This window comes from Arthrobacter sp. NPDC058127 (assembly GCF_042884555.1).
Classification (GTDB): domain Bacteria; phylum Actinomycetota; class Actinomycetes; order Actinomycetales; family Micrococcaceae; genus Arthrobacter.
Window position 1 is genome coordinate 160961 of the sequence record NZ_JBHVTT010000001.1, and the last position, 13671, is coordinate 174631.

A 13671-nucleotide genomic window follows, 5' to 3' on the forward strand; every position below is an offset into this window, starting at 1 on the left:
AATCTACATTATGTAAAGTAATATTCTGCGTATCTCATCACATGAATCAATTCGCCCCGATCCCCTGGGCTTCGTCGAGATGCGTCGATCCCGGAATTGCACGGTTTTATGCCTCCCGGGACTCCCGCGGGCGTTCCTGCACGCCGAGAACGCCAGCGACGCCTTGGTCACGCTGCATCGGCCGGACGCCTGCCAACTCCAAGATTTCCCGCGCTACGGATTCTGGTGTCCTGTCCGTTGAGTCCAAGACCACGTCGTCCAAGGATTCATTGATCAGAATGTTCTCCAACTCGACCGATCTGGCCAAATGCCAGCCAAGTCGCTTCGGATCCCCCTGATGCCGCTTCATCAGGCGGGTTCTTATGACGCCCTCGCTGGCGGTGATTCGATACACCCGGAGTGGTCTGCCTCCGAGGGCGCGAGAATAACGCTTGACTTCGGAGGCGTCCTCAATGACACCGGCGATGACGAAAGCTTCGATGCCGGCGCCAGTATAGTTATTGACCAGCGCTGCGAGATTGACGAGTTCAAGTTCGTGGTTGAACCGGTCTTCCTTTGGCGTTGGCCAAGCCCTGCGTATCGCGTCCAGATCGATGATGGCATGGGCGATTCCGAGTACTTCTAAAGCCTCACCAATACAATCGGCCACGGTGGTCTTGCCAGACCCTACCGTTCCGTTCAGAAAAATTCCTTCTCGGAAACCCGCCATGATCGAATCATAACCAGGCCTTTGCGGATCACCCGCAGTCTCGACCTCCCAACCGCAGGCTAAGCCGATGGCCACCCGATACTTCTGGGGACAATCCGAAGCGATAGCGCACGTAATGACACCCGCGTCAAGGGAAATGGCTCTCTCAGGCCTACGGGATTCGATGGGTTGACGAAGAAGGCAGGTCATCGCCGCGACGGCGATGACCGACAGTAGTGTGTTTTGGATTATGGGGCGTCCGGCCTGGCAGGGCGTTCAGGGAGTTTGGGGTCCTTGCCTTGTTCTCGCCAGAATTCGTCCCTTTGCCACAGTGAAAACCGGGTGGCCCAGACGCCCAAAACGATGGCTCCAGCCCCGAGGATGGCAACTTTGATCCAGATCCACGGCTCGGAGGTGAACGGCAGCAAGTTCAAGGCCAGCGCGATTGGCGTGAAGAACATCATGTAGTAAGTGAGCCGGCGGAATCTCCGCTGGACTTCGAGGCTGGCGCGGACAGGATACTTATCTACCGGAAGCAAACGCGCCTGCTGCCAACGTTTGTACGTGTACGGCAGCATGAATGTGAACAAGACCAATGTGCCGACTCCCGGAGCAAAGTCCCACACGCTTGTCTTGGCGTCGGCTCTATAGAAAACGAGAAGCACGGCCCCAACACTCAGCACGCACAGCGTGACTTGAATCCAGAACATCGAGCGCAACAACTTTAGGTTGCTCTTTTGACCGGCTGCTTCCCAGTCCACCATCTCATCAGCGTAAATGGCCCAAAACCCGAGCGTAAGTGGCTCCCGACACCACCTCTGCCTTACGAAGGATGGCCGCTCGACGGACGCTCAAAGTTCCCCTCACGGGACCTTGCGCTGGCGGAACCACTATTTACAATTCGGTTGAACAATGGCTGACACGACATCAAACGCAGGATTTCGACGATTTGGGTCAACTTAATTGAGAGCGGAATGCCCCTCTCTCCCCCGTTCATCGGCAAGCTTCCTTCGCCGGCTGGCCTAGAGTTCCCTGAAGTAGACCGTCACGGGAATCTGCCTGCAGCCAAGACTCTCGTAAAGTGCTCTGGCAGGCGCATGAAATGAATCGCCACCTGTTCCGATTTCGACGATCCTCGCCCCGAGAGCCTTCATTCCACGCATGGCGTGCTCGCAAAGATCGCGGCCAACATGGCCGCCGCAAAACGCGGGGGTCACCGCGAGGATGCGAATCATCCCATGGTCTCGCAGCGGTTCGACGCTCCAGCCAACATAACCGGCAAGGCAACCTTCAGCCTCAGCAACATCGACATATTGGTGGTCAGCAGGTTTATGCAGTTCGGGGATCATCGACACATAATCTTCGCGCCAGCTCCCGTGCTGGACGGAGAAAATCAATTCTCCCATCAGCGGGCGGAACGATTCTTCGTAGAAGGGTTCGAAGACCGACAAAGTCAGATCTAAAATTGGCTGCTCATCTGTGGGAACAAACGGTCGTATGAACATGGAATGGGCCTTTCGCACGATGAACAGGGCATAATCCAGCCAACATCAACCAGAATGGACGGTGACTGTCCTTCAGAAACGCGTGCGAACCGCGACAAAGAATGCTGCCCTAAAACACCTCCTCCGGATCCACCGTGGATGTTGCGTACTCCGGACGCCCGGCGGGCCGATAAGACTGGATGGTGATGCCCCGGGACGTCGTCCGTGAGTTGAGCAGCTTGAGCGCCAGGTCCGGGCCGGATTCGGGGAACAACCGTGTGCCCTGGCCGACCACCACGGGATAGGTGATCAAATCGAGCTGGTCCACCAAATTGTTCGCGAGCAGCCATCGGACCAGGACGCCGCTGCCCGGGACCAGCAGGTCGCCGTCGTGATGTGCCTTCAGCTCAGCGATTGCCATGGCGAGGTCGCCGGCCAGGACAGTCGTGCCCGCCCATTGCGGGTCGGTGAGGCTCGTTGATGCGACGTATTTGGGGCGGCTGTTCAACGCGGCCGCGATCGGGTTGGTGCTCGGATCGATCATCGCTCCCCAGTAAGGGGCGAAAATCTCGTACGTCCGCCGGCCGAAGAGGAACGCGGACGCACCGCCGTAGACCTCGCTGAGATAGTCCCCCGCTTCGGTGTCGAGAAGCGGTATGGCCCATCCCCCGCGGTCAAAGCCGCCTCTGCGATCTTCGTCGGCTCCGCCCAAGCCCTGCATCACGCCGTCCACTGAGACGTTGGTCGTGGTCTTCAACCTCATGTCGTTTCACCCCGTCGAACAACGGCCGCGGACCCCTTCTGGATCCACGCTACTTGCCCACATTCTCCCAAGCCTCACGCCCGCGGCGTAGTATCGCCGTCGAACGCTAAAGAGTGCCACGAGCGGTTCGACCATGGCCGCGCCTTCCATGCGACGATATCCGGATGGAACAGACCCCGGATGTACTGCGTTATGCCGCCTTTACCGCCACTCCCGACGGAGGAAATCCGGCGGGAGTCGTCCTGGACGCAAGCGGCGTTGACGACGCCGGCATGCAGGGAATCGCGGCTGACATCGGTTACGCGGAAACGGTCTTTGTTACCGAGATGGCCGTTGACGGGGACGCCCGTCGAAACCGTGTGCGGTACTTCTCCCCCATCGCCGAAGTACCGTTTTGCGGCCATGCGACTATCGCTTTGGCTGTCGCGCTGTCAGGGCGCGACGGTGCGGGAACCTTCGTATTCGACACTGAGGTAGGGCCAGTGGTGATTGAGACGGCGGGCCGCGGCGACACGGTCACGGCAAGCTTCACGAGCGTGGAGCCCCAAATTGCCGAGTTCTCCGACGGTGTTCTGGGTTCCCTGCTCGGATTGCTCGGCGTGGGCCAAAGCGAACTGCACCCGGGCTACCCGCCGATGGTTGCTTTTGCTGGAAACTGGCACCCCATTCTGGTCTTCGCCGAACGGAGCACCTTTGACTCCTTCGTTTTCGACCCGGATGCCATGCGCGCGCTGATGGATGTCCAGGGCTGGGCCGGCACCGTCACGACGCTCTGCGAGATCGGTGGCGGCGAGTTTGATTCACGCAATCTATTCCCCGTAGGAACCATCGCTGAAGATCCAGCGACAGGTTCAGCCGCCGCGGCTTTCGGCGCGTACCTTCGGCTGCTTTCCCTCGTGGAGACGCCCACCCGGGTGATTGTGCACCAAGGCAGCCACATCGGCCGCCCGAGTGTCCTCACGGTCGACATCCCGCCGCAGGGTGGGATTGTCGTGAGTGGCGAAGCCGTAGAGATTGCCGAGCCCTCATAACCAATCCGGGCCCCACAGAATAAAGATAGTAAGGCAACCTTTTCAGTTTGCCTTACTATCTGCTAGCGTCGTTGTTATGAACCCTCCCCCGGACGCAGATGCGGCGGGCATGCTCGAAGCTGCCGCGGAGCTTCGTGTCCTTATTGGCCAGTTGACCCGGCGGCTGCGTGAGCAGTCCCAAGTGGACAACCTGACCCAAGTGGACAACCTGACAAATGCGCAAAAGGCCGTGCTGATCCATTTGGATCGTGACGGCCAGGCCACCTTGTCCGCGCTGGCCCGCGCAGAGGGAATGCGTCCCCAGTCCATGGGCGCCATCATTTCCGCCCTTTCCAGCGCAGGACTCGTTGAGAGCGGCCCTGATCCAGCCGATGGCCGCCAGCGGATCCTGTCCCTCACAACCGAAGCCCGGGAGAGTATCAGCGCCAGCCGTGCGGCCAAGGCTGATTGGCTGTACCGCACCATCCAGTCCAAACTCACTCCGGACGAGCGGGAACGGCTGCCCGGCGCCATCCACCTACTCAAACGCTTTCTGGAGCCGTGATACCCATGACCATCACCACCTTGGACCCACAGACCGCCCTCATAATTGTTGACCTTCAGCGGGGAATAGTTGCTTCCCCGAAAGCTCATCCCCTCGAGCCAATCGTGCAGAATTCCGCTGCGCTTGCGGATGCCTTCCGTAGCCACGGACTGCCCGTGGTGTTGGTCAACGTCGCCGGCGGCGCTCCCGGCCGGACAGATCAAGGCAGCAGCGCGCGAAGGGAGTTCCCCGCCGATTTCGCCGAGCTCCTGCCTGAACTGAACCAGCAACCAAGCGACCACCTTGTCACCAAGAAGACCTGGGGAGCATTCACCAACACCGGCCTTGGGGCACTCCTGGAGGACCTCGGTGTAACCCAGGTGGTTCTGACCGGTGTCGCTACCAGCATTGGCGTTGAATCCACTGCACGGAGCGCCCACGAAGCCGGCCTCAATGTCACTTTGGCCCTCGATGCGATGACCGACCTGACGATGAACGCCCACGAGAACTCCGTCACCACGATTTTTCCCCGACTGGGCGAGACCGGGACGACGCAAGAAATACTGGACGTGCTCAAAGCCACCCGGTCGTGACCGCGCGGGACGCTGCCCTACCATCGAGCCCGTCGGCTGACACAGGCGACCGGCCACAGACTCCCCCACGGTCCGCGACTGGGGCCGAGACTTCAGGCCAAGGGAATCGGTCCTCGAACCCGCTGGGCTGGAGGTTCACGGCACCGCTCCTCCTTGGCTCCACGCTGAACCCGATCAACAGCTCGATGATCGCCACCGCGCTGGTGGGCATCGGGGCTGACTTTCGCTCGAGTCCGGGCGCCACCGCAGGGCTCATATCCGTCCTTTATCTATGCAGCGCAGTCGCCCAACCGACCATGGGGAAACTCTCCGTGCTCTTCGGGCCCAGGCGCGTATTCCTCTGCGGCGTCGCCGTCCTTTTGCTGGCAGGGGTTGTAGGAGTGCTGGCTCCAAACCTCGGCGTTCTGCTCGTTTCGCGGGCACTCATCGGTGTCGGGACTTCAGCGTGCTACCCGACGGCGATGGCGCTGGTCCGCCGGCGGGCCGATGAATCCGGTATCGGCGTGCCGGGCCGCGTCCTCGGCAACTTTTCGATCGCGGCCCAAGTGACCGCCGTCGTCGGCTTGCCCCTTGGTGGAGTGCTGGCCGGCTCGTTCGGCTGGCGGGCCCTGTTCGCAGTCAACATTCCGCTCTCCCTGCTGGCCTTCACCTTCACTTTGCTAGGAGTGGCGAAGGATGCGCCGGTCCGCACACAGGGCCTGCGCAGCCTGCTCACCATGCTGGACCTGCCGGGGATCGCCCTCTTCGCTGGTGCGATCGTCTCGCTGCTCGTGTTCCTTTCGGCCCTTACGACGCCGGCCTGGTGGCTGGCCGTGCTCGCGGTGGTGCTGGCGGGGGTGCTGCTGTTGCGGGAACGGCACGCCCGCAGTCCGCTGATCGATGTCCGGATGCTGGGCAGGAACCGACCGCTGCAGCGCACCTACCTGCGTTCGATCCTGGCCGCACTGGCCACATATGCCTCGATGTACGGGGCCAGCCAGTGGATGGAACAAAGCATGGGGCTCAACGCGGCGACAGTGGGGCTGATTCTGATTCCGCTAAGCCTGCTGAGCATCGTCGTGGCGCGGGTCGTCTCCGCTCGGGCGTGGATCCGTTGGCCCCTGATCCTTGCGGGCGTCGCGTTGGCGCTCTCCGCAGGAGTGATGCTGCTGGTGAACCACGGATCCGGCGTCGCGCTGCTCATTGGTATGACCCTCCTGCTGGGCCTGACCAACGGCTTCAGCAGTTTCGCCAATCAGGCGGCGCTGTACCTGCAGACGACTGCCGCGGAGATCGCGGTGGCCTCCGGGTTGCTGCGGACGTCGATGTACTTGGGCGCGATCGGGTCCTCCAGCCTCATCGGTATCGCCTTCGGGCCGTCCGCCACCGATGCGGGTTTCCACACTTTGGCGTGGATCCTGGTCGCCATCGGTGCATCCATGGTTCTCCTGACGGCGTTTGACCGCAGCGTTCCGGCCGTCGCCGCGGAGCATTGAGCCCGACGGCGGGTGGTCACCGGGGCCGCCCGCCGGGTCATGGCTGTCACGAGCAAATCCTTGTCACGCTTCAACTCGTCTCCTAACCTTTCCTCATAGGTGAAGACCGCGCGTCGGAGACTCAAGTTGATTGAAGCAAAGTTGCATGGTCGGGATGTCCAGGTCGAGTGGATCGATGCTTTCCTGAACGAATCCGGAAGAGACTCCCTCCTCGTGGTCAGCGGAGAACCCGGAGTCGGAAAATCGGCCCTGCTTGAATTCCTCGGCGATCGGGCAGCACTGAACGGCACTCAAGTGCTTCGCGCGCGGGCCCTTGAGTTCGAAGCGGAACTTCCGTACAGCACAGTCAACCAACTGCTGCTCCCGTTGATCGACTCGCTCCCCGAGCTCGCGCCGGATCACCAGAGGGCAATCGGCATCATCTGCGGATTTCGGACCGGGGCGATGCCCGGCCTCCTCGCTGCCGGCGCCGCGGCGCTTTCCCTCCTGCAACTGACCGCCGCAAAATCGGAATCCGTGCTCCTGATGGTGGATGACTCTCCATGGATGGACCTTCTTTCCGCCATGACGCTGACCTACCTTGGCCGCCGTCTTCGCGGCGCATCGGCCAAGATCCTTGTGGCAGCACGACTGGATGAGGACACAGTCTTCGTCCGCAGCGGCTTTCCGTCCCTTCTTGTTCCTCCGCTCAGCGACGACGCCGCGGACGCTCTGCTCGTCGACCGCTTTCCGGCTCTGCCCGCTAGCGTTCGACGGCGGATCCAAAGTGAGGCGCTCGGCAATCCACTCGGATTGCTGGAGCTCCCCGCAGCTCTCAAATACCCCCGTGCGCAGCCGTTGCCCAGCATGCTGCCGCTCACGAACCGGCTGAAACTGCTTTACGAAGACCGGCTTTCGGCGCTGCCTCCGCACACCCGTGAAATGTTGCTCTTCGTGGTCCTTGCCGGGGCCGAGAACAGGATGACCATCGAAAGATGCATTCCAACGAGCACGGGCCACAATGATTTCTCACCCGCTGAGCGCGCCGGCGTAGTGCGTTTCAACTCCCGTTCCGGGCGTTGGGAATTTCGTCACCCGCTGATCCGCTCGGCGGTGTTCGAGCGCTCAACGGACGAAGAGCGCAGGCGCGTGCACGCAACCCTCGCCGACGCCTTCGCCGACGAACCTGAAAGGCGGGCCTGGCACCTCGGCCAAGCGGCAACAGGCCCCGATGAAGATGTTGCGGCGCTTCTCGAAAACGTGTCCCAGCGGTTCATTGAAATCGGCGACGGCACCCGGGCAACCGCTGCAATGCTCAGGGCTGCGGAACTGACTCCTTCCCTCAGCGGCCGTGAGCGCCGAGTGGCACGCGCGGCATACCTTGGATCATCGATTGCCGGGGCAATCGGAGAGAGTCCGGCTCTGCTCGCGGAGTCGCTTCGAAACCAGTCCCGTTCACCACAGCTGGCGACCGTCATCGCTGTCACGTACAACCTGCTCAACAGCGAGGGGGACGTTGCAACCGCACGCAGACTCCTGCTTGCCGCCCTCGCAGCAGGGACTTCGCAGCAAGAAGCGGAAGGCCGCGATTATGCCGAAGCTCTCTACACGCTCGTCCTGGTCGGCTTTTTCGGGGGCAATGGCGACTTCTGGCAATCTCTCTTGGCCCAGTCGTCACCTGAAGGCCGGCTGCCCGAAGTACTCCAGTTTCAGCTCGAACTCTTCGTTGATACGGCTCGCGCTGAGGGAGCAGCCATCGAGCGCTTTCATCGCGCGATAGATGGTCTTCGATTCGTTACCGACCCGCTTCACATAGTTCGTTTCGCCACCGCTGGAGCCTACATCGATTCTCTCCGAGGCATGCGCGATGCCCTCTGGCACGTCGTCGAAGACGGTCGTAGAGGGGAAGCCATCACCCCCGCCATTCAGGCCCTCTTTCTGCTCGCCAATGACGACTACTTCAGTGGCAGCTGGGACGAGCTCGAATTGTTAGTCAAAGAGGGTATGGAACTCTCGATAGAACACGGCTACGCACTGACCACTGCACCGGCCAGGTTCCTGATAGCGCTGGTTCAGGCGGCCCGTGGAGAGGAAGCCCTAGCCCATAGCATCGCCGAGGAGCTACTCATTTGGGCGGCGCCCCGCAGGCTTGTCGCCCTCGCCAATTATTCGTCACACATCCGGTGCCTCACGGCTTTGCCGGCCGGCCGGTTCGAAGAGGCCTTCACTCACGCGGCGACGATCAGCCCGCCAGGCATTCTTCCGGAGTACATCCCGCACGCCATTTGGTCGTCTTTCGATCTCATTGAAGCAGGCGCGCGATCGGGCCGCAGGCCCCAGGCGCTATTGCACCTACGGGCGTTCGAAAGTATTGAAGTCGCCAGCCACTCCTCGCGGCTCGGCGCCCTTGTCTTGGCCGCCCATGGATTGTTGGACGAGGGCCCGGCGTGGAAGGAAAAGTTCGAGTCTGCACTTGCCGCGCCAGACGGCGAGCATTGGCGGTTCGATCACGCTCGGATCCAGCTGCTGTTCGGAGAGGAACTCCGACGTCGGCGGGAACGCTCGGCCGCCAAGATCCAACTCGGCGAAGCGAAGACCGTGTTTCACCAATTGGGTGCCAAGGCGTGGGCCTCGCGCGCGGACAGGGAACTTCGCGCCCTTGGCGCACCTGAGGCGCGCTCCGCCGCACTGACCCCGCAAGAATCCGCGGTGGCCGACCTCGCTGCAACGGGGCTCTCGAACAAACAGATCGCAGAATCGCTCTTCTTGTCGCCGCGAACTGTTTCCACTCATCTCTCGCGTACTTTCTCAAAGCTCGGGATCTCGACGCGGGCCGGTTTGCGTGACGCCCTCTCGTCCGGGCCAAACAATCTACGTCCCTGAATGTACGTCAATTGACGGATTACCACGCGCGGCCGGAAGCCTAGCGTTGCTCCTGTCCAACACTGTGAGGAGCAAAGCATGAAACCAACGATCGTTCTCGTTCACGGCGGATTCGTCGACGGATCAGGCTGGCGGGGCGTGTACGACGAGCTGACAGCCGATGGCTTCGAGGTGCGCGTCGTGCAGAACCCCACAAAGTCGCTCGCCGACGACACGTCAACCACCCTGCAAGTGATTGACAAAGCCAATGGGCCTGTCGTTCTCGTGGGTCATTCGTACGGAGGGGCAGTCGTCACCGAAGCGGGCAATCACGAAAAAGTAGCGGCCCTTGTCTACATCACCGCGTTCGCCCCGGACCAGGGCGAGTCCGTTAACTCATTGCTGGGGACGTTCCCCGCCGACGGCCCGCAGCCACCCATCCTGCCGCCCGTCGACGGGTACCTCTTCCTCGACCGCGACAAGTTCCATGAGTCCTTCGCCGGCGACGTCACCCCCGAGGAAGCTGCATTCCTGGCCGACGCACAAGTTCCGTGGGGCCTCGAAGCGCTCGGTGCAGTCGTTTCCTCAGCCGCCTGGCGGGTGAAGCCAAGTTGGTATCTGCATGTCACCGAGGACAATATGATCCCGCCGGTGGCCCAGGCGAGCATGGCAGAGCGGATAGGCGCAACGGTCAGCGAGACGCCGGGAAGCCACGCCGTCTATGTGTCGCGGCCGAAGGTGGTCGCCGACGTGATCAGGAAGGCTGCTGCCTCCGTCGGATGAGCTGGACCAGGAACTGAGCCAGCCACGCACCGCCACCGGCCACTTGCGCGCCGTGTGGCGGTGCGGCCATTTCCGCCACCGCATTAAGGTTCCGTTAAGAACATTCACAAATTTGTGAATCGGGCGTAGCGTGCGAAACATGAACACAGTGATTGAGGCCCACAGCCTTGAGAAACGCTACGGACGCGTTCGCGCACTCGACGGACTCGAGCTATCTGTCGACGCCGGGGAGGTGCATGGCTTCCTCGGCCCAAACGGCGCGGGGAAGTCCACCACCATCCGGGTTTTGCTTGGTCTTGCCCGGGCCAGCGGCGGAAGCGCGACGGTCTTCGGTCAGGATCCGTGGACGGACGCGGTGGAACTGCACAAGCGCATTGCATACGTGCCGGGCGACGTTAGCCTGTGGCCCAACCTCTCGGGTGGCGAGGCGATCGACCTACTCAGCCGCCTGCGCGGCGGCACAGCCGACAAGGCGGCATACGCTGAGCGCAAGGCCCGGCTCATCGAAGTCTTCCAGCTGGACCCGTCCAAGAAGGGGCGGTCCTATTCGAAAGGCAATCGCCAGAAAGTAGCCCTGATAGCCGCATTTGCGTCGCCAGCCGACGTGTACATCCTCGACGAACCCACCAGCGGGCTGGATCCGCTCATGGAAGGCGTCTTCAACCAGGAGATCAGGCGGGCGGCGTCGCTAGGCACCACCGTGCTTCTCTCCAGCCATATCCTGTCCGAGGTAGAGCAACTCTGCGACCGGGTGACCATCATCCGCGCCGGCAAGACGGTCGAGTCCGGAACCCTTGCCGAGCTGCGCCACCTGACCCGGACCGAGGTGTCATTCGCGCGCAACGGGCTGACGGACGCCGACATTGCCCGCATTCCATCAGTCCACGACGTCGCCCTGGTCAACGGTCGTGCCCGCTTCACAGTGGACAGCGACAAGATTTCGTCCCTGTTGCCCGTGCTTACGGAACTTGACGTCAAAGGCCTGAGGGTCGCTCCGCCGTCGCTCGAGGAACTGTTCCTGCGGCACTACGGTGACGAGCTCAACCCGGCTGAAGCGTCGCTCGCGCTGCACCCGTCACGCAAGGCCCGACGTCGGGAAGCGGCCAAGGAGGCGAGCTTGCGATGAGCACTTTGCTCACGTTGCTCCTTCAGCGACTACGGCGCGACCGCTTACAGCTGCTGATCTGGGTTGTCGGCATCGCGCTACTGGCTCTCTTCTCCGTCTCCGCGGTTGAAAAGACGTACGGCGACCCCGCGGGACGCGAGAATATCCTGCAGCTCGCCGTCGCCAACCCAAGCATTCTGATGCTTCGGGGAACACCCGAAGGAGGCGGGCTTGATCAATTCGTCTTCTTTGAAATCTTCACGTTCATCGCCGTGCTCGCCAGCCTCATGAACACTTTCCTGTCGGTGCGGCACTCGCGGGCCGAGGAGGAGTCCGGGAGGGCCGAACTCCTCGCCGCGACTCCGGCCGGGCGCACTTTGCCCACCGTGGCCACGATCATTTACGGTGCGCTCGTCAACGTTGTCAACGGGCTCTTCGTGGCGCTCGCCTTCATTGCCGGTGGACTGGATGCCAAGGGATCGTTCGTCGCCGGCTGCGCGACCGCCGCCGTCGGGCTCACCTTCCTCGCCGTCGGACTATTCGCCGCTCAACTCATGCGCACCTCCCGGGGCGCGAACGGCGTGGCCGCTGCGACCGTTACAGCCGCATATGTCATCCGTGGCATCGGTGACGCGCTCGGCACGCCATCCGTCGACCACCTCCACATGACGGTGGCATGGTGGAGCTGGATCTCACCCATCGGTTGGGGCCAGCAAACCCTGGCCTACGACGCGAACACCCTCACTCCCCTGCTGCTTAACCTGGCGCTTACCGCCGCATTCCTCTCGCTGGTCTTCGTACTTCAGGCACGACGCGATAGCGGTGCCAGCTTGCTCCCTGGCCGCCTCGGCCGCGTGGATGCCCGCAATTCCCTCTCCACTTCACTGGGTCTCGCGTGGCGACTGCAATGGCCGACAGTTGTGGGTTGGTGCGTTGGAAGCGCCGTCGCTGGTCTCCTCACGGGCACGCTTGCACATGCAGTCTCCGGCGCGGCAACAGCCGACCCAAATGTGGAGAAAGTCATGGAGAGCCTCATTCCCGGAGGCAAAGGCTCGCTCGTCCAGCTCTTTATCTCAGCGATTTTCGTGATGGTCGGCGTGCTTGCGGCCGCCTGTGCAACACAAGTCATCATCAGGATGCGCCAGGAAGAGGTCTCGGGAACAGCAGAACAAGTGCTCGCCACGCGGGTATCGCGAAGCCGGTGGCTGGTTGGCTACCTCACGGTGGGCACCGCTTCAATCGTGCTGGTGCTTCTTAGTGGCGCGGCTGCGTCGGGGCTTAGTGCCGTGGCAGTAGGCGATGATTCTGCCCGCGTCGGCGACTCCTTCGCGGCGGCAGCCGCCCAACTGCCGGCAGCATTGCTGTACCTCAGCGTGCTGGCACTCGTGTTCGTCGTGTTGCCCGGGTTGACCGTGGGCCTGGGTTGGACCCTGCTGGGCCTCGGCACGGTATTCGGGCTGTTCGGCGGACTCGTGGGCATGCCGGAATGGATGCGCGACATGTCGCCGTTCACCCACTCCCCTGTGCCGATCGGCACCTCCACGGACTGGAGCGGAGGCATATGGATGCTATGCATCGCGGTGGTGGTCGCCATTCTGGCGACAGTAGGTATGAAACAGCGTGAACTGACCACGGCTTAACGCTGGGGAACGGCCGCTCCCCACAGGCCAAGGAAGGTACGGCACTCGAACTGGCTCAGGGCGAGACCTGCGTCATCCCCTTCAGCTGTTTGCCGAAACCGCAGTCCCCAAGCCAAGTGCCGTGAGGATCGCGGCAGACGTCCGTTCGAGCGCTTTCGTGACAGATGGTCTCTTCAGCCAGAGAACGGCCTTGGTCGCCACCAAGGACAGGACTCCGAGGTAGAGCATCGAAATTGCGAAGTCGATGACTCCGAGCATCATCGTCAGTCCAAGCGACGCTTCCCCCGGAGGTAGGAACTGGGGCACAACCGCGAGGAAAAACAGGCCGACTTTGGGGTTGAGCATGCACGATACAAGTCCCGCGAAGAAGCTCGAGCGCAGTTTGGGGCCCGTCCCCGGGACGTCTTCTTCCTGGTGGGTGGACTGGCCGCGCCGGCTGTGGATAAAGGCGCTGATCCCCAGGTAGATCAGGTACAAGCCACCAATGATCTTCACTACCCGGTAGGCCTCGGCCGACTGTTCCAGAAGCGCCGCCAATCCAATGCCGACAAGCCCTGCCCAAAAGATGCTGCCGAGCGAGGAGCCGAGACCCGCTGAGAGGCCGGCCTTGACGTTTGACAGGCTGTACCTCAAGACGAGGAACGAGTCAGGACCCGGAGTGAGGGCCAAAATCACGCACAACCCAACAAACGCCGCAAGTGAACTCAGAGTCATGCTCCCATTGAATCATTGCGCGGTATCTGCA

The 13671-nt window shown here is 62.0% G+C and carries 13 protein-coding genes; 8 read left to right on the forward strand and 5 right to left on the reverse strand.

All coding sequences use genetic code 11. The annotated features are described in order from the left end of the window. Positions 1-106: 106 nt before the first annotated feature. From ACFVTG_RS00815 to ACFVTG_RS00830, 4 genes are all read right to left on the reverse strand, one after another. Positions 107-784 (reverse strand): AAA family ATPase, encoded by a 678-nt coding sequence (locus ACFVTG_RS00815; RefSeq protein ID WP_390277274.1) that lies wholly within the window; start codon positions 782-784, stop codon positions 107-109. Between the two features lie 152 nt (positions 785-936). Next, positions 937-1452 (reverse strand): hypothetical protein, encoded by a 516-nt coding sequence (locus tag ACFVTG_RS00820; RefSeq protein ID WP_390277276.1) that lies wholly within the window; start codon positions 1450-1452, stop codon positions 937-939. A gap of 258 nt (positions 1453-1710) precedes the next feature. Continuing rightward, the gene (locus ACFVTG_RS00825; RefSeq protein WP_390277278.1) at positions 1711-2193 is read right to left on the reverse strand and encodes a GNAT family N-acetyltransferase; all 483 of its coding nucleotides are present in this window, start codon (positions 2191-2193) and stop codon (positions 1711-1713) included. Between the two features lie 109 nt (positions 2194-2302). Then, the gene (locus ACFVTG_RS00830; protein WP_390277280.1) at positions 2303-2935 is read right to left on the reverse strand and encodes a dihydrofolate reductase family protein; all 633 of its coding nucleotides are present in this window, start codon (positions 2933-2935) and stop codon (positions 2303-2305) included. A gap of 164 nt (positions 2936-3099) precedes the next feature. Here ACFVTG_RS00830 and ACFVTG_RS00835 point away from each other — a divergent pair, with 164 nt between their 5' ends. The 8 genes from ACFVTG_RS00835 to ACFVTG_RS00870 all read left to right on the forward strand — a co-directional run bounded on the left by ACFVTG_RS00835 (position 3100) and on the right by ACFVTG_RS00870 (position 12926). Further along, positions 3100-3966: a PhzF family phenazine biosynthesis protein gene (locus ACFVTG_RS00835; protein ID WP_390277281.1), complete on the forward strand. Its 867-nt coding sequence runs from the start codon at positions 3100-3102 to the stop codon at positions 3964-3966. 76 nt (positions 3967-4042) lie between these two features. Next, positions 4043-4510 carry a MarR family winged helix-turn-helix transcriptional regulator gene (locus tag ACFVTG_RS00840; protein WP_390277283.1) on the forward strand — a complete coding sequence of 156 codons (468 nt, stop codon included), beginning with the start codon at positions 4043-4045 and terminating at the stop codon, positions 4508-4510. Positions 4511-4515: 5 nt separating this feature from the next. Beyond that, the gene (locus ACFVTG_RS00845) at positions 4516-5082 is read left to right on the forward strand and encodes a cysteine hydrolase family protein (RefSeq protein WP_390277285.1); all 567 of its coding nucleotides are present in this window, start codon (positions 4516-4518) and stop codon (positions 5080-5082) included. Next, the gene (locus ACFVTG_RS00850) at positions 5079-6557 is read left to right on the forward strand and encodes an MFS transporter (RefSeq protein WP_390277287.1); all 1479 of its coding nucleotides are present in this window, start codon (positions 5079-5081) and stop codon (positions 6555-6557) included. Before ACFVTG_RS00845 ends, ACFVTG_RS00850 begins: the two co-directional genes overlap by 4 nt. A gap of 126 nt (positions 6558-6683) precedes the next feature. After that, complete coding sequence (locus ACFVTG_RS00855) at positions 6684-9419, forward strand: LuxR C-terminal-related transcriptional regulator (RefSeq protein ID WP_390277289.1); 2736 nt, start codon at positions 6684-6686, stop codon at positions 9417-9419. A 78-nt stretch (positions 9420-9497) separates the two neighbouring features. Then, positions 9498-10181 carry an alpha/beta fold hydrolase gene (locus ACFVTG_RS00860; protein WP_390277291.1) on the forward strand — a complete coding sequence of 228 codons (684 nt, stop codon included), beginning with the start codon at positions 9498-9500 and terminating at the stop codon, positions 10179-10181. A gap of 139 nt (positions 10182-10320) precedes the next feature. After that, the gene (locus tag ACFVTG_RS00865; protein WP_390277294.1) at positions 10321-11307 is read left to right on the forward strand and encodes an ATP-binding cassette domain-containing protein; all 987 of its coding nucleotides are present in this window, start codon (positions 10321-10323) and stop codon (positions 11305-11307) included. Beyond that, entirely contained in the window at positions 11304-12926 is a 1623-nt protein-coding gene (locus ACFVTG_RS00870; RefSeq protein ID WP_390277297.1) for an ABC transporter permease, read from the forward strand. The genes ACFVTG_RS00865 and ACFVTG_RS00870 overlap by 4 nt, the downstream gene beginning before the upstream one ends. Before the next feature lie 81 nt (positions 12927-13007). Here ACFVTG_RS00870 and ACFVTG_RS00875 read toward each other — a convergent pair whose 3' ends face one another. Next, positions 13008-13640, reverse strand: coding sequence for a LysE family translocator (locus ACFVTG_RS00875; protein ID WP_284752212.1), 633 nt, complete (start codon positions 13638-13640; stop codon positions 13008-13010). Between the last annotated feature and the right edge of the window lie 31 nt (positions 13641-13671).